The organism is Stieleria magnilauensis (genome assembly GCA_007753675.1).
Lineage (GTDB): Bacteria > Planctomycetota > Planctomycetia > Pirellulales > Pirellulaceae > Stieleria > Stieleria magnilauensis.
In genome coordinates this window covers 1,849,833-1,866,700 of sequence record CP036432.1, presented here as the reverse complement: position 1 = coordinate 1,866,700, position 16,868 = coordinate 1,849,833, and the positions used below count along the sequence as shown (strand labels likewise).

The window sequence follows — 16,868 nt, the reverse complement described above, 5'->3', positions numbered from 1 at the left end:
GTCGGCTGCGGTGGGGCGTGAGAGAAGGGTGTCTAGGAAAGCAAGGGTGTCTAGGAGGTGCGGACTCCGGCGCCATGGTCGCGGTTTCCCGTTTCGACGATATATTGGCCCGTCATGTGCACGCGGAATCATCGATTCGGGTGCTACCCGTTGTCGAAGGGTTCGCCGTGGGCACCCAGCCAGGTCACTCCCAATCCCAAGGAACAGCGTTCCCATGAACAAACTACTACTCGCCGCCGCGGTTTGCGTCGGCTCACTGGCCGTTTCAGAATCGACCAGTCAGGCAGGGGACTGTTATTACCGTCGCTCGGTTGCCCGACCGGTGGTCCGCTCGGGCTACGCCTACCGCGCCCCGGTCGCCGTCTCACGTGTTTACTCCGGCGTCTATCGCGCTCCGGTGTCCCCCTACATTGCCCCCGGGTACCGCCCCTACTCGTCCTATCGACCGGGCTATGGTTACCGACCGGGTTATGGCGGTTACATCGGACCGAGCGTCCGCTTTGGCGGTTATCCGGGTTACGGCTACGGCCGTAGCGGGATCTCGATCGGATTCGGGTTCTAAGCGTCTTGCGATCCGACCGCCGGTGAAGTTCTATTGAGGACTCGGGGTTCGATTGACGAATCGACCCCGAGTCACCCTTTCGCAACTTCGGTTTGAAAAGCAGGATCTACGTGGACAAAAAGCAGAAGAAACGGCTGGACGTCATCAACAAAAAACTGACCAGTTTGCGGCAACAATTGGCCGGCTCGCGTCAGCAAGCCGATGACTTGAGCGAGCTGAAAGAGCTGGAAGACGAGATCGCCAGATTGGAAGCCGAGGCGGCGGAAATCAAAGCGAAAAAGTGAGCCCCTCGAAAAGTCGATTGACTGGCGGTCCCTGTTCACCGTTATTCTCGGCGAAGGTCTTGGGGCGATACGAAGTCGTCTACTCTCGTTGTGATCAGACCGGGTTCATTCAAACCGAGCCGCCGTACTGGCTTGACGAAGCCTACCAGCAGGTGATCGCGGATCTGGACATCGGCTTGTTGCAACGCAATGCGGAGAAGGTCGAACTGGCCTGCGCGGTGTTGCGCCGAATTTGTCCCGACGGCCGACGTCTGCTCGACTATGGTGGCGGATATGGCGTGTTCACTCGAATGATGCGCGATCGCGGGTTCCCGTTCCAACACACCGACGCCTATTGCGACTGCCTGTTTGCCAAGGGGTTCGAGGTGGACTTGGCGGACACCCCCACCGACGAAACGTTCGATTGCATCACGGCTTGGGAAGTTTTTGAGCACCTCGAGGATCCGATGACGGTCTTCGACGACTTGCTTGGTCGGGGAAGGTCGCTGCTGTTTTCAACGATCTTGGTCCCCGATCCGACGCCGACTTCCGCGGATCAGTGGTGGTACTTTTTGCCTGAAACGGGCCAACACGTGTCGTTCTATACGCAACCGTCTTTGCAATATGTCGCGGATCAATTCGGTGCCGCGCTGTACACCGACGGCGTGGCGCATCATCTGTTGACACGCGAGACAATCACGCGCGATCCGTTTTGCGACGCCGGGCCGATTCGTCAGGTTATCAACAAGCTGAGAGCGAAATTGGGTCTGGTGACGGTGTCGAAAACCGAAGCGGCCCTGCAAGCCGGCGAAGCACTCCGCCAATCCGATTATCAACTCGCCTTGCAGCGGCTGCATCAGTCCTGGGACCGCGACGGAGCGAATCAGAACACACCGCCGATTGAACCCGCCGATGGCTAAGCCTCAAGTCCTGATCGACGGCACGGTGTTTGAAGGCCGCGGGCGAATCGGCGTCTGGCGGCTGTTCTATGAGTTGATTTCGCGAACGACAAACGAGGTGGATTACACGCTGTTGGTGGGTGCCTCACCACAGCAGGACATTCCGGCCGGAGTTGACGTGGCCCGTTTTGTTCGCGGCCCCGAGTTGGTCACCAGGCGGCACGTCGTCTGGCGTATGCTCCGCCCGATGTTGCACGGTCGTCTGCGCTCCCGGTTCCCCGATCACATCTGGCACCCGACGTTTTTCTCGCTGGATCCACGCGGCAGGGCTGTGGGGTCTGACCATCCGAAACGTCTGGCGACCGTTTACGACATGCTTTCGGAAGACTTTTACTGGATGGGAGACTTCGCGCTGCAACGCGAAATGAAACAGCGGTGCGTGGAACAGTCCGACCACGTGCTGACGATCTCCCACGATGCCGCCGAACGGTTGGTCCGGTACTTTCCCGCGATGCGCGGGCGGGTGACCGTGATGCACTTGGCCGCCGACCACCGTGGGCAACTGACCCCGTCGCCGGCCAGCGTCCCCGAGTCCACGGGCGATTTCGATGCGGCACCTCACAGCGGCGACGATGTGCTGCCGCCACGCTATGGTCTGTTTGTCGGCGGGCGGAACTTGTACAAGAACTTTCCGACGGTGGTTCGTGCGCTGGCAACGCCCCAGTGGCCTGATGATCTGCCGTTGGTTGTCGTCGGGGCACCGTTCGACGCAGCGGAACAGGCCTTCATCCGATCGCACGGGGTTGCCCACAAAATCGTTTCACTCGGCGCGGTGGGCGACGATCGGTTGGGCGAGTGCTACCGAAAATCAGCCTGTTTTGTTTTCCCAAGTCTGGGAGAAGGATTTGGGTTGCCTGTTCTGGAAGCGCAATCTTACGGCACGATCCCGGTGCTGTGTGACACCGGCGTGTTTCGCGAGGTGGCCGGTGACGCTGCGATCTTTCATCCTGCGAATGATCCGGCGGGGCTTGCCCGTGCGGTTCAAGCGGCGGTCGAAAGACCGGAACAGGTCGGTCCGGCGGCGATGCAAGCGAATCTGCAACGCTTCTCGTGGGACCGCGCCGCCGCCACGCTCGTCGACACGTACGAATCACTTTGGCGGGATGGCGCTCCATGAGTGAACCAGCTCGGATCGCGTATTTCAATGGTGGTTCGGGGGTCCCCTCGGTCATTTTCCGCACGCCCCTGTTGAACCGTTTGGAAGAACTCGGGCATCACGTTCGTTTCTATCCGTGCATCCCCAACCGCTATGAGCATTGGCCGCTATTGGGATGGCGAGTCAGTCAAACGCTGAAGGTTGCGATTCGTCGATGGCAAATTCGAAGCATCGCCAACGGTTCGTTTGACAGTGTGATCCTCGAAACCGGTGCCCTTCACTCGGACGATGACGTGCTGGAGCATGAACTGCGGAGGGTGGCCAGACGGCTGGTGTACGACATCGACGACGCCGTGTTTCTGTTGTTTCCCGAGAAAATCAAGAGGATTGCGGCGATGTGCGATCACGTGATTGCCGGAAACCAGGCGATCGCGGATTGGATCCGACCGTACAATCCGTCGCTTTCGATCATTCCGACGTGCGTGGATGAGCGTGTTTACGCGTCGAAGTGGGAATCGGAGCAGCTCGCGTCGGCGGGTTCGCTCGCCGGTGAGACGGGGGCTGTCAAGATCGGCTGGGTCGGATCGGCGGGCAATGTCGCGCTGCTCAAGGCAATCCTGCCGGCCATCGAGAAACTCGCCGAACAAAAACCGTTGAGGTTTCATATCATTACTGCGCGGGCGGCACACGAAAGCATGGACGCGGGAACGAAAGACCTGTTGCGCTGGATCGACATCGATCGATGCGACATCGCGGCGGAACTGAGACAGCTCGATGTCGGAATCATGCCATTACCCGAGGACCACGAATGGTCGACGTATAAATGCAACGCCAAGATGATTCAGTTCATGGCCAGCGGGCTGCCGACGGTGGCGTCGGACGTCGGTTTCAATCAGACCCTCATCGAAGACGGACGGGAAGGGTTTTTGGTGCGAGATTTGTCGCAGTGGCAGGCCGCAATCGATCGGCTTGCGGGGGACGCGGCGTTGCGAGAGACTATGGGGCGGGCTGCGCATGTCCGAGTCAGTGCGGAGTTCACCGTCGCGAAACGAGTGGACGATTACGAGCGCGCCGTCCTGCGGCGGTCGCGACAGGTCGCCGAGTGATTTTGGTGACCGACTCACCGGGTCTGGCACGCGCGACTTCGAAGGGAGTCGCGTCCACCGCTGAAACAGCATCGTGTTTCACTCCTGAACTGCACAACGGACCTGATGGCAATCGAAACTGAATCCGATTTAGGTTCCGAGGATTGGGATGAAATTCTCGAGCCCAACGCCGCGGTCTTCAACTTGCGATTGCGTGAAGTCTGGTTGTACCGCGACCTGCTGTATCTGTTTACGTATCGGGACATCGTCTCGTTTTATAAACAGACCATCTTGGGGCCGCTGTGGTTTTTCATTCAGCCGATCTTTACCACGCTCGTCTACGTGTTGGTGTTCGGCAAAATTGCCAAGCTCTCCTCCGACGGCATCCCGCAGATTTTGTTTTACATGTCGGGCGTGGTGCTGTGGAACTACTTTTCCGAATGCTTCAACAAGACCGCGACCGTGTTTCGCGATAACGCCGCGTTGTTCGGCAAAGTCTACTTTCCGCGGTTGTTGATCCCGTTGTCGATCGTCACGTCGAACCTGATTCGGTTCGCGATCCAGTTCGGATTGTTTCTGGCGTTGCTGGTCTACTTTGTGGCGATCGGTGAGGTGACACCCAATGCATGGGCGTTGCTGTTGCCGTTGAGTGTGTTTGTGATGGCGACCCTGGGGCTTGCCTTCGGGATGCTGTTTTCGGCATTGACCACCAAGTACCGCGATCTGATCTTTCTGTTGCAGTTCGGGGTTCAGTTGCTGATGTATGCGACGCCGGTGATTTACCCGATGTCACAGATCCCCGAAGGGATCTCCGGCGTGCTGGCTTGGAACCCCTTGGCACCGGTCTTCGAGCTGACCCGTCTCGGGTTCTTGGGCTCGGGCACGGTGTCGATCGTCGGCTTGATCTATGCTGCGACGTTTGCGGTCGTTGCGTTCCTGATTTCGACGGTGATTTTCAATCGTGTCGAACGAACCTTTATGGACTCGGTCTAGTGTCGGCAGCCATTCGATTTGAATCCGTTTCAAAACGTTACCGATTGGGAGAGGTCGGTACCGGAACGCTCTCGCATGACTTGCATCGTTTCGTAGCTCGCTTGCTCGGCAGACCGGACCCGTTTGCGTTGGTCGGGACGATCAACGATCGCGAGGTTGCGGACGGGTTCGGCGATGGATCTAGCGATGACGTGCAAAGCGACAGCGCCGGCGGCGAAACATCGGGGAACGTCTCCGGCGGCCGCCGAGCCAAGCGACGAAATGACTACGTTTGGGCGTTGAAAGACATCGATTTCGAAGTCCCACGGGGCGAGATTCTGGGGATCATCGGGCGCAACGGGGCCGGCAAGTCGACGTTGCTCAAGCTGCTGTCCAAGATCACCGCGCCGACGTCCGGTAGGATCAAAACGAAGGGCCGTGTGGCAAGTTTGCTGGAGGTGGGCACCGGATTTCAGCCGGAACTGACCGGTCGAGAAAATATCTATTTGAACGGCGCGCTGTTGGGCATGCGGCGACACGAGATCCGGTCGCGACTGGACGAAATCATCGAGTTCAGCGGCTGTGCAAAGTACATCGATACGCCGGTCAAACGCTACAGCAGCGGCATGACCGTTCGCTTGGGCTTTGCCGTCGCGGCGCACCTGGATTGTGAGATCTTGGTCGTCGACGAAGTGCTGGCGGTGGGGGATGCGGAGTTCCAAAACCGCTGCATCGGCCGCATGCGCGAGGTTTCGGCCGGTGGCGGGAAAACCGTTCTGTTTGTCAGCCACAACATGGGATCAGTTCGGTCGCTGTGTCGCCAAGGGGTCGTGTTGGATCGAGGCGAACTGGTGACGATGGCGCCGATTTCCGACGCGATCCGCGATTACTTTGAACGCAACGCCGGGGCGGAGACCGGGGCGCATTGGCATGGTACCGTCGACCCGACGGCGGCGTTTGCCGTTGAGCATGTCAGCGTCGTCGGTCAGGGACAACCATCGTACGACGCGACGGACCAATCCAATGTGATTTCGCCCGACGAGGCCTTTCAAATCACGATCCGGTACACCGTCGGCAAACCGTTGCCGCCGATGCGAGTCGGATTCCAGATCCTGTCCGGCGAAGGCCCGGTGGTGGTGGAGGCCTACGATTCGGACGCCCCCGACTGTCGCGGTCCCCGGTTACCGGGACGCTACTGCAGCACCTGCACGATCCCCGGTCACCTGCTCAGTCCGGGCTGGTACTATCTGACTCTCAACGCCGGGATCCCACACGTGGAAAACCTATTCAACCAAGCCGGGGTGGTGAAGTTCAGGATTCATGAAAGTGAACTGGACCGGGCGCAGCGCACCCGGCGTTCGGGAGTGCTTCAGCCCTGTTTCCAATGGGAGACGAAACCATCTTAAAGCGAATCGCAAGACGAATCTTACGTGCCGAGATTGAGACCTTGACGGCCGAGCGTGACGCTTTGGCCAGACACGCCGATGCGTTCATTCCGACGGACCTGTTTCAGGATTCCGACGTCTTCATCGCCGGCTATCCCAAGTCGGGAAACACGTGGCTGCAGCTGATGGTCGCCGCCATGCTGTATCGGCTCGACCCGAGCCACGCGCCCGATTCGCTGGTCCAGGAACTCGTCCCGGATATTCATTACAAGGCGTTTTACAAACGTTTCTTGCCGATCACGTGCTTCAAGACCCACGCGCTTCCGCACCCCGATTACAAGCGGGTGTTGAACATCGTGCGTGATGGACGTGACGTGCTGTGTTCCTATCGCAGTTTCAACGAAGCGCTCGGCGAGGCGGACGATTTGGACGACATGATCGCCGGCCGGGTGGAGATGCGTTGGGGACAATGGCATCGCCACGTGATCGCCTGGCAACAGAACCCCTTTGACGCAGAGATTCTGACGGTCCGCTACGAGGATTTGAAGACTGACTGTGGGAACCAATTGCGACGTATCGCGACGTTCATGCAATTGGACCTGGGCACGGCGGAACTTGCCGCGATCGCCGACTCTACCCGAGTCGATCGAATGCAGGATCGTGAGCGGCGATTCGGCTGGGACAACAAACTGTGGCCCGCGGAAAAACGCTTCGTCCGCCGCGGCGTCAGCGGGGGATACAAAGACGAAATGACGGCCGAGCAGATCGCCGCGTTCAACGAACGTTATCAAGAGGCGTTGCAGCAGCTCGGCTATCCGCTGTGAAAGGACGGGAGGGGTTGCCCCGTGAGGAGCGGCGGTTTGGAGCGAGTGATCGTTCACGCGATCGTGGGCTTACCCCGGGACGGGCAACGCTGTGAAGCATTTGTTTTCGGCGTTTGACGAGGTGTTAGCGGCAGGGCGCAAGCCCTCCGGTCCCTCAATCGTTCCCGAAGTACCGGAGGGCTCGCGCCCTACCGCTAACAATTACCGCGTTTCCGGACGGGGTTGCAGCCAGTTCCCGGAGGTGACGCTGCGGTTACCTTTGGCTACTCGCTATTATCCCTCCGGTAGGATCGGCCACTTGCGTGAATTCGCTGATATTGTCGGCGGGATCCAGGCCGTGCGGACGGACAACTCCATAATCGCCACTTTCCAGCCGTTGTGCTATACTTGTCCGATCCAGTGCCGGCCCCTTCTCTTGCGGCCCGCGACAGCCTTTTCCTCGACGTCAGCATGGTCTCTCTGATGCAACGCCAGAATCGTTTCGTCCTCCTCGGCGGCTTGTTGGCCGTCTCCCTGCAACTCGTCGTCAGCCCCACCGCCCAGGCCATCAAGCCGGAAGATCCGGCGGTGCAGCAAATGGTGAGCCGGGCGATCGGATACCTGGAATCGACCAAGTTTACCGACGAGGGTGAGCTGGTTCTGGCGGCTTACACGATCATGAAAGCGGCACCCGATCCGACCAATCCGGTGGTGCAAGAGGGGCTGGAACAGGCGAAAAAGTTTGTCGGCATCGTTTCTCGGAGCCAGGAATTTAAATCCAACTACCACGCGGCGGTGTCGACGTTGCTGTTTTGCGAAGTCGATCCGGACTTATATCGCAAAGAACTCACCACGCTGCTGCGTTACTTTGACGAGGTCCAGCCCGATCACGGATCCTACACCTATCCGCAAGAAAAGAAGGGCGACACGTCGCAAACCCAATACGTGATCTTGGCGCTGTGGACGCTCGACCGACTCGGATACAAGGTCGACTACAGTCGCCTGCAACTGACGATGGAGTGGTTCTTCAAGGTCCAAGATATCCGCGGCGCGTGGCCTTACCAGGGCGAGATTCCCTCCGGAGGTCGCTTAATCCAGCAGGAACGGATCACCGAAGGCATGTCGCTCGCCGCCGGGGCGACGCTGTTGATCGCCGGTGACGTCATGGGCATGTGGGGATCGAGCAAAACGGCCGAGGAAGCGGGGATTGTAGGGCTACCCAAAGCGGTCAAAGTGCTGCGCAATGATGAAAACACGGCCCGCAAGGCCAACAACGCTCGGATCAAGAAAGACGCCATCTTCGGGGCGATCGGCCGCATGGAGAACTGGCTGAGAGCCAACCCGACGCCGAATCACGTCAACGACCGTTACTACTACTACACCTGCTACACCACCGAACGTTATCGCAGTTTCCTCGACATCGCTCGGGGTTTGCCGATCGAGTCGGAACCGGATTGGTACAACCGAATCGTGGGTGAACTGAGACGGTCGCAGAAGCCCGAGGGTGGCTGGGGCGAAACGCAACACATCTTCGGACCGGGCAACACCTGCTTTGCGATCTTATTCCTGATCCGAAGCACCAAAAAGTCGCTCGGTGCCGGAGCCAGTGCCTCGACGATCGGTGGTTTCGGGTTCGGTGAAGATGTCAGCGGTGCGAAGATGCAGAACGGCCAAGCGGTTTCTCCGGTGCCGGCCGAATCGGTGTCCAACATGCTGGAACTGCTCGAAAGCGACAATGCCGACGAGTTGGACGGGAAAGCGATGATCGACAACGCGAAACTGCCGACCGACCCGGTGGAACGAACCGCACAGCTCGAGCGACTTTCTCGCCTGCTTCGCGGCAGCCGGTCGTGGCAGGCCCGACGCGTTTCGGCCAAGGTGCTCGGAGCCAGCGACGAGCTGCGTGTCGCCCCCGCGTTGATCTTTGCACTGAGTGATCCCGACCAAATTGTCCGCTCCTACGCACGCGACGGACTACGCTTTATCAGCCGAAAATTCGAAGGCTTTGGTATGCCTGATGAGCCGACCAATGCCGAGGTCCGAACGGCTCAACGGAAATGGCGTGAATGGTACAAGTCCGTTCAACCCGATCACGTGTTTCTGGACGAATAGACCCTTCATTTCCGTGTGATCTCTAGTCTTCCGCCGCACCTTGGTTTTCCGGTAGGCGGTAGTGGACGAGGCGACGAGTCCTCTGCCAGTATGCCGACAACAGAGGACTCGTCGCCTCGTCCACTACCCGAAAAATGAGCTGCGATAGACGACTAGATGAACTGGGCGTAGAAGGTCCACGCGCCGGTGACCAGCATCGCCGCGGCGGACAACCACAGGAACGTGTCCCAGAGCTTGTTCGGTTCCAAACCCTCGACCGAGCGTTTGTAGCGGAAAAACAAAGCCGCTGCGGCCAGCATCGGCAACATGATGCCTTGGGCGATCCCGCTGATCAGAACCAGTTGGGCTGGCGCGGGAAAAGCGATGAAAATGACCACGCAGAGGATCGGGAAAACGCCGCTGAGGATCCGGATCCAGCGGTCTCGCGTCTGTTCGTCGTGGGCGATCAAGCCGATCACGCGGAGCGCATCGGAAAACGTTCTCGCGTGCGATGCGTTGGCGACAAAGAACGTCGAATACAACACCGCCAGGGCACCGAACAAAAACACCGTGGCGGCCCATTCCGAGAAAACCGGCTGGAACATCACCGCCAAGGTCCGCACCATGTCGCCTTTCTCGGGGTTCAATCCGATCCGATGCAGGACCGAGGCGCCTAGCAAGTAGAACGCGATGGTGGCGAAGGTGTAGATCAGCATCGCCCCCCATGCATCGACGTGCATCACCCGCATCCATCCGGCCGCACGCTGCTTCCACGCTTGGCTGCCATCGTTCTTGCCGGTGAATTTTCCGTAGCCCTTTTCCAGACACCAATACGGGTACGTGATCAGTTCGGCGGCACCGACACCGATGATCCCGAATGTCGCCAGCGCGGTGCGAATCGGGCTGACCCCCGCCGTCTTTTCCGGGAACGAAAACATCAACCCGGAAAGAAACTCTTTGGCGCTAAAGGCGAATTCGGCTTCGCTTTGCAACCAGTAAACGTTGACGACGACCAACAGCGTGAACGACGCCACCAGCGCAGTGGAAAACGATTGAATCAGGTTGTAGCGTCCCACGACCAAGATCACGCTGGTGATCAGCGAGATCAGGATGGCCCAGATCGCCGTGTCATGGGGCTGTCGGTGTTCGCCCGGGGTTGCCGGTTGATAGCTGGCGTCGTAGCTGACCCAGGTGTTCGGCGTGGAGACTTCGAATTCGGATTCGCCGCGATCATGTGCGGCGCGAAACGCGTCGAAACGGGCCAGTTGCTCTGCGTCGGCGGCCTGGTTGTACGCGACGCCTTGCTGCGTCAGCGGGGCGCTGATCGACAACGCCTGACCGACGCCGCCGACGATGCCGCCCAATTGCGAAATGCTGGCCAGCCACATGATCAACCAGTACCACACCAACCAGTTCCCACGCCCCTTGATCCGCGGCCCCGGCACTTCGTCGAGCGCCACCAGCGTGGTTTTGCCACTGATCAATGCGTAGCGTCCGAATTCGATTTGCGCAAATACCTTGATCACGCAACCGATCACGATCAGCCACAACAAACTGAATCCCGACTCGGCTCCTGTCTTGGTCGTGGCGATCAATTCGCCACTTCCGACGATCGACCCGGCCACGATCAGCCCCGGCCCTACCGCCAATAGAATCCGCCCAAACGAGGTCGGAGGGGAAATGATTTCGCTTTGATCTTGATTCATGGCGGAAAGTTTAGCAGAGCCGGAGCGGGCGGGGGTTTTGGGGTTTCAGGTTTCAGGTTTCAGGTTTCAGGTTTCAGGTTTCAGGTTTCAGGTTTCAGGTTTCAGGTTTCAGACTCTAGCGTTTTCTATGTTTGTTCGCGGTGAAGCCTCGGAGGGCTGGCACAATGCTTGCCGGTGGCGTCAGCCCAATGCCACCTATTCTGGACCCTATCGGGTGGCGCGGTCCCAAAAACCCGGTTTTGGCACGATTTTTGCGCCTGGCAGGTAAGTTTACACTTACTGCCTTTCTGACTGGGAATCGCCATGGTCGACCCGACGACACTCGGTGCCGATGAAGAGTCTCGCTTTGGCAAAGCCAAAGCGTTGCTGGCTGAGCTTCTTGAATTACCCAAACTACAACGGGTCTTTGAAGATCACGATTGTGCCAACGCGCGGATGGTCTATACGCAGGCCCCGACCCTCTGGCTACTCGTTTTACAACGGCTCGAAGGAGGCATCTCACTAACCGATGCCGTCGCAGATTTGCTCAAAAATCATACGGATATTTTGCCTGACAATCGAAGGGTTCAAGAGAATCGCCTTTCCGAAAACAATTCGGCCTACAACGCCGCCAGAAAAAGGATTCCGCTCGCTGTCGTGGAAGAGTTTTCCCATCGAATCTGCGATCACCTTGCTTCCCGCGCTCCCAAAGCCTTTCTCGATCGACGTGTATTCATTATCGATGGGACGACGATCACGCTTCCTCCGACCGAAGCACTTCAGAAAGCGTTCCCGCCGGCGTCCAACCAACACGGAGAGACGGTTTGGCCTATTGCGAGATTGCTGGTCGCAAATGAAATGCAGACCGGGTGCGCGTTGTTGCCGCAAGTCGATCCGATGTACGGAGCGGACAACAAAAGTGAACTTGAGCAAGCCAAGCCGATTATTGAACGACTCCCGAAACGCTCGATCGTTCTGGCTGATAGCGGTTTTGGGATTTTTAATGTCGCCCACCACTGCCAATTACATCATCAAGACTTCGTGCTGCGGCTGACCAAACAGCGATTCAGGTCGTACCGCAAGTCGGCTACGTTGGTCGACCAAGGGGACGGGTACAAGACGTTTCACTTGATTTGGCGGCCGACACCGAAGGACCGCCGAACCAATCTCGATCTTAGTAAAGACACGTCTATCGAAGTCTTTCTCCACCAAATTGAACTTGAAAATGGAGACACGCTGGAGATCGTGACGAGCCTTGAGACGGACGCTCACTCGGCCGCTGCCCTGTACGTTCGTCGCTACGATGTGGAGTTCGATATCCGCGATGTCAAAGTGACGATGGACACAGAAAACATTCGCGCCAAGAGTGTCGACACGGTGATGAAGGAGCTAATGGGATCGATCATCGCTTATAATCTTGTCGCTCAGCTACGCAAACAAGCAGCGAAATTGATTCGAGTTGACCCTCGCGAGCTCAGCTTCACGGGAGTTTGGACGACGTTCAAGCATCATCTGCTACGTGAAAAGCTTACGACCCTGGAGGAATGGAGGCTGGCTTATCACGGCGCTTTGGTGAGCGCAGCGGGCCGCAAACTTCCCAATCGAAAATTGCCTCGCAGCTACCCACGCATAGCCCACCCGCGGCGCCAAAAGACAACGAAATTCCAGAAGTCACTTCGAAGAAAAAAACAGCAGCCCGATGATATACCACCCGAATGACCACAAAGTAGGTGGCATTGGGCGTCAGCCACCGGAATGGAAAGACCTCGATCACGGAGGCCTGAAAGGCCGGCACAATCGGTCTCATGAGCTGCGGGTATTGCTAATAGATGGGGAACTGTGTCGGCCCGCTGGGCCTCAGAGACTCCTTGAAATGATGTCCGGTGGCTCACGCCATCGGCATCCACTCTGCCGGCCCTCCGGGCCTTCCGGACTTCGCCTATCCGGCAAAATCCGGTGCATAGAAAACGTTAGAGTCAGAAGATTTGAGATCACCAATTGAAACTTAAAAATCCCCGACGGTTGCGTCCTGTGGCCTCGGGGGGTGATAATCGGGGGACCGCCGTTGACCATTTTCGCTTCTCAATCATTTGCATGGCTGCAGTCCAACCGCTCGACACGACCATCGCCGTGGTCACGCCGGAGAACATCGCCTTTGAGTACCAATTGGCGGGGCCGTTCCGTCGTTTGCCGGCGTATTTGATTGATTTGGCGGTCCGCTGGGGCGTGATTTTGGGGGTCGGGCTGGCGATATTGATCATCGGCGGCATGCTCAGCGCGTTGTCGACGTTTTACGGCCCCCTGACCTTTGCCTTCATCGTGATCTTGATCTTTGTGATCAATTGGTTTTACGGCACGATCGGGGAGGCGTATTTCAACGGCCGCACGGTGGGGAAGTGGTTTTGTGGCATCCGCGTGATCGAGGTCGATGGCCGCCCTGTTTCGCCACGCAGCGCGTTGCTTCGCAATTTGCTCCGCGTCGCGGACCTCGCGCCCGTCGCGGCGATCAATACTTGGGACCCCGACGTTCCGCCGATCTACTTCATCCCCACGGGCATCATCGGGCTGGTCACGATGATGATGACCGAGCGGATGCAGCGTCTGGGCGATTTGGCGGCCGGAACGATGGTCGTGGTGGACGAGCGGAAATGGCAATTACCGATCGCCAAAGTCGACGATGCACGCGTGCCGGCACTGGCGTCGTACGTTCCTGGCGATTACTTGGTCACACGAAAGATGGCGCGGACCCTGGCAACGTATGTCGAACGGCGACATTTTTTGACCCCACCGCGGCGCCGCGAAGTTGCGCGAAACCTGTCCGACCCGCTGATCGAACGTTTTGAATTCCGCCAGGACATTGACCCCGACTTGCTGTTGTACGCGCTTTATTACAAAACGTTTCTGGCCGATTCAATGACCGAGCCGGCCGATCTGGGGCCGTTGGCCGGCTACAGCCCGCTGGCCAAAGATGCCGACAAACCGTCGGGGTTGGCCGAGCCGTTGCAAAGCGCGATTCCGGATGAACTGGGGAAACCGGCACAGCGGCAACCGCTTCAGCGTCGACAGACAACGCAGCGTCCGGACGTTTGGAGCAATGCGTCGTCGAGCGTGGCGGCGAAACCTTCTCCGCTGCCACCTGCAACCGCTCCGGCACCCGCCGCACCGACAAGCGAGCCACCTCGGACTGCGGGGGACGGCCAGTGAATGTCGCCAAGCTGTTAGAAAAACGTCGCGTCGATTGGACGGAGCTGGAGCGTTTGTGCGAAGCGATGGAATTGCGTGGCAGCACGGACTCGGTCAGCCCCCAACACCGCGGGGCGTCGGGCGTGGCGCGGTTTTCCTCGCTGTATCGGGCGGCCTGCGCCGACCTGGCACTTGCCGATGCCTACCAGCTACCGCCTAACACCGTCACCTACCTGCATCGGTTAGTCGCCCGCGCGCACAACCAGCTTTATCGCACCCATACCCCGGCCCCCGGCGGTTGGATTCGCATCTTATTTCAGGAAGCCCCGCAACGGATCTTCAACGATGGCTGCGTCCGCGTCGCCACGCTGGTTTTCTTTGGACTGTTCGCGCTTTCGATGGTGATGGGCGCCAGTGAAGAACAGTTCCCAGGTTTCGCCGAGCGGATCTGCGGCACGAAGATGTTGGAGGGGACGGCGGAGTCGTTCAAGGAACCGCTGGCGGTGCGTCCTGAAGAATACACCGCGCGGGCGGCGTTCTACATCCGCCACAACACCGGGATCGGGCTGCAGTGTTTTGCCTATGGCATTCTGTTGATTCCGTGTCTGGTCACACTCGCCTACAACGCTATCGTCCTGGGCGCGACCTTCGGTTACATGTCCCGCGACGGGATCGAAGGGGCCGATCATTTCTTCGAATTTGTGACCGCGCATGGTCCTTTTGAACTCACGGCGATCGCGTTGTCGGCCGGCGCGGGATTGCGATTGGGCATGGGGCTGTTCTACACCCGTGGGCTGTCGCGTGTCGACTCGGTCCGTCAAGCCGGACGAGACGCGGTGCCGGTCATGGCAGCCAGCGCGACGATGTTTGTGTTGGCAGCGTTCACCGAAGGGTTTCTGTCTCCCAGCGGGGCGCCCTATTTGATCAAGGTGGCGTGGTCGATTTTTTCCAGCGGCATGATCACGCTGTATTTCGTCGTGCTCGGATTCCCCCGAAACGAAAGCGAGCGTGGATCGTTGGTGCGGACGGCACGCTACGCCGATCTGGTGGATTCGCGCGTCTCCGCTGACGATGGAGACCGCGATGCAACTTGATCAAACCCACGTGGCCGTCCGGGTCCGAACGTTGACGGAAATCGGCGACCTGGCGCTCGTGCTGTTGCACCGCTACCCGTCGATGCTGTTGATCGGGTTCTTGTTGGGTGCCTGGCCTTGGATGATTGCCAACGCGCTGCTGCTGTCTTGGATTCCCTTGACCGAAGCCCAATATGGCTTGGATGATTCCGAGGCGACTTGGGAACTGATCCGCTACGGCACCTGGATGGCGTTGCTGGTATTTTTGCAGACACCGGCGGCGGGAGTCGTCACGACGATCTACTTGGGCCAAGCGGTGTTCGAACAAAAGCCCAGTTGGCGCAGCGCGCTGAAGATCTCGCGGCAACAATTCTGGCGTTGGTTCTATTGTTTGGGGATTCGGCGGTTGGCAATCCCGGTGATGATCCTGGTCGCGTTGCGATTGTTCCAGCCCTACGACACGTTCCTGGACATCACGCTGCCCATCATCATTTTTTTCGTCGCCTTAGTGGTCCGTGCCGGGCGGCCGTTTCTGCCGGAGATGATTTTGTTGGAGATGTGTCCGCTGCGAAGCAAGAATGCCAACGAGATCACGCTCGGTCGCCGGGCACGCGCCTTGCATCGGCCCGCCGGTAGTGACGTCGGCAGCCGCTGGATCGCGGTCGCCATGACGCTGACCGTCATCTTTGCCGGACTGTTTTATAGTCTGGTGTGGGTGCGTGGGATCGCGACCGGTTATTGGAATTTTGGCCTGGTGACACTGCTGGTGCTTTATCCGTTGGCCCTTTGGGTGGTCGGCGGGTTGAGCGTGGTGGTGCGGATGATCGCCTATCTGGACACACGCATCCGTCTGGAGGGCTGGGACGTCGAACTGGCCGTGCGGGCCGAGGCGCTGCGTCAATTCGGCGAAGAAACCGGCGTCCCCAAAGTGGCGTCGCAGCGGCCGGTCGAATCGGTCCCGCCGCCGATCCCGCTCGACAACGCTGCAATCGGAGAATCGCCGTGATTCAGTGCATCCCGATTCGACCCAGCGTCTCTCGCCGACCATCCCGCAGCGGTTCGCGCCATTTGCCGCCAGGAGACCGGCGGCCAGAATCCTGGCAGGGAATCCAGATTGGCAACGCTGTGAAGCATTTTTTAGCGGTAGGGCGCGAGCCCTCCGGCGGTTCGGGAACGATGAGGGACCGGAGGGCTTGCGCCCTGCCGCTAACACCTGTGAAGCAATTTTTAGCGGTAGGGCGCGAGCCCTCCGGTGGTTCGGGAACGCTGAGGGACCGGAGGGCTTGCGCCCTTCCGCTAACACCTGTGAAGCAATTTTTAGCGGTAGGGCGCGAGCCGTCCGGTGGTCCGGGAACGCTGAGGGACCGGAGGGCTTGCGCCCTTCCGCTAACACCTGTGAAGCAATTTTTAGCGGTAGGGCGCGAGCCCTCCGGTGGTTCGGGAACGCTGAGGGACCGGAGGGCTTGCGCCCTTCCGCTAACACCTGTGAAGCAATTTTTAGCGGTAGGGCGCGAGCCCTCCGGTGGTTCGGGAACGCTGAGGGACCGGAGGGCTTGCGCCCTTCCGCTAACACCTGTGAAGCAATTTTTAGCGGTAGGGCGCGAGCCCTCCGGTGGTTCGGGAACGCTGAGGGACCGGAGGGCTTGCGCCCTTCCGCTAACACCTGTGAAGCAATTTTTAGCGGTAGGGCGCGAGCCGTCCGGTGGTCCGG

14 protein-coding genes are annotated in these 16,868 nt (G+C 59.0%); 13 read left to right on the top strand and 1 reads right to left on the bottom strand.

Going from position 1 to position 16,868, the window contains the following annotated elements; all coding sequences use genetic code 11:
* Positions 1-214 precede the first annotated feature (214 nt).
* The 9 genes from TBK1r_RS06775 to TBK1r_RS06740 all read left to right on the top strand — a co-directional run bounded on the left by TBK1r_RS06775 (position 215) and on the right by TBK1r_RS06740 (position 9,237).
* Positions 215-562 (top strand): hypothetical protein, encoded by a 348-nt coding sequence (locus TBK1r_RS06775; RefSeq protein WP_419581050.1) that lies wholly within the window; start codon positions 215-217, stop codon positions 560-562.
* Between the two features lie 110 nt (positions 563-672).
* On the top strand, positions 673-846 hold the full coding sequence (locus tag TBK1r_RS38390; RefSeq protein ID WP_419581049.1) for a hypothetical protein: 174 nt from the start codon (positions 673-675) through the stop codon (positions 844-846).
* Positions 843-1,745 (top strand): class I SAM-dependent methyltransferase, encoded by a 903-nt coding sequence (locus TBK1r_RS06770; RefSeq protein WP_419581048.1) that lies wholly within the window; start codon positions 843-845, stop codon positions 1,743-1,745. The genes TBK1r_RS38390 and TBK1r_RS06770 overlap by 4 nt, the downstream gene beginning before the upstream one ends.
* Entirely contained in the window at positions 1,738-2,901 is a 1,164-nt protein-coding gene (locus TBK1r_RS06765) for a glycosyltransferase family 4 protein (RefSeq protein WP_145208377.1), read from the top strand. The genes TBK1r_RS06770 and TBK1r_RS06765 overlap by 8 nt, the downstream gene beginning before the upstream one ends.
* Positions 2,898-3,986, top strand: a complete 1,089-nt coding sequence (locus tag TBK1r_RS06760) for a glycosyltransferase (protein WP_145208375.1) — start codon at positions 2,898-2,900, stop codon at positions 3,984-3,986. The genes TBK1r_RS06765 and TBK1r_RS06760 overlap by 4 nt, the downstream gene beginning before the upstream one ends.
* 105 nt (positions 3,987-4,091) lie before the next feature.
* The gene (locus tag TBK1r_RS06755; protein WP_145208373.1) at positions 4,092-4,958 is read left to right on the top strand and encodes an ABC transporter permease; all 867 of its coding nucleotides are present in this window, start codon (positions 4,092-4,094) and stop codon (positions 4,956-4,958) included.
* Positions 4,958-6,343, top strand: coding sequence for an ABC transporter ATP-binding protein (locus TBK1r_RS06750; protein ID WP_145208371.1), 1,386 nt, complete (start codon positions 4,958-4,960; stop codon positions 6,341-6,343). The genes TBK1r_RS06755 and TBK1r_RS06750 overlap by 1 nt, the downstream gene beginning before the upstream one ends.
* Entirely contained in the window at positions 6,322-7,146 is an 825-nt protein-coding gene (locus TBK1r_RS06745) for a sulfotransferase domain-containing protein (RefSeq protein WP_145208369.1), read from the top strand. Before TBK1r_RS06750 ends, TBK1r_RS06745 begins: the two co-directional genes overlap by 22 nt.
* A 450-nt stretch (positions 7,147-7,596) precedes the next feature.
* A complete protein-coding gene (locus TBK1r_RS06740) occupies positions 7,597-9,237 on the top strand; it encodes a HEAT repeat domain-containing protein (RefSeq protein WP_145208367.1) in 1,641 nt (546 codons plus the stop codon).
* Between the two features lie 152 nt (positions 9,238-9,389).
* On the opposite strand, the gene TBK1r_RS06735 is transcribed toward TBK1r_RS06740, so the two are convergent.
* The gene (locus tag TBK1r_RS06735) at positions 9,390-10,922 is read right to left on the bottom strand and encodes an Nramp family divalent metal transporter (protein ID WP_419581047.1); all 1,533 of its coding nucleotides are present in this window, start codon (positions 10,920-10,922) and stop codon (positions 9,390-9,392) included.
* 303 nt (positions 10,923-11,225) lie between these two features.
* Here TBK1r_RS06735 and TBK1r_RS06730 point away from each other — a divergent pair, with 303 nt between their 5' ends.
* The 4 genes from TBK1r_RS06730 (at position 11,226) to TBK1r_RS06715 (ending at position 16,163) form a co-directional block, all read left to right on the top strand.
* On the top strand, positions 11,226-12,620 hold the full coding sequence (locus TBK1r_RS06730) for an IS4 family transposase (RefSeq protein ID WP_145207138.1): 1,395 nt from the start codon (positions 11,226-11,228) through the stop codon (positions 12,618-12,620).
* Positions 12,621-12,995: 375 nt separating this feature from the next.
* Complete coding sequence (locus TBK1r_RS06725; protein ID WP_145208365.1) at positions 12,996-14,105, top strand: RDD family protein; 1,110 nt, start codon at positions 12,996-12,998, stop codon at positions 14,103-14,105.
* Positions 14,102-15,178, top strand: a complete 1,077-nt coding sequence (locus tag TBK1r_RS06720; RefSeq protein ID WP_145208363.1) for a stage II sporulation protein M — start codon at positions 14,102-14,104, stop codon at positions 15,176-15,178. The genes TBK1r_RS06725 and TBK1r_RS06720 overlap by 4 nt, the downstream gene beginning before the upstream one ends.
* The gene (locus tag TBK1r_RS06715; RefSeq protein ID WP_145208361.1) at positions 15,168-16,163 is read left to right on the top strand and encodes a hypothetical protein; all 996 of its coding nucleotides are present in this window, start codon (positions 15,168-15,170) and stop codon (positions 16,161-16,163) included. The genes TBK1r_RS06720 and TBK1r_RS06715 overlap by 11 nt, the downstream gene beginning before the upstream one ends.
* The last annotated feature ends 705 nt before the right edge of the window (positions 16,164-16,868 follow it).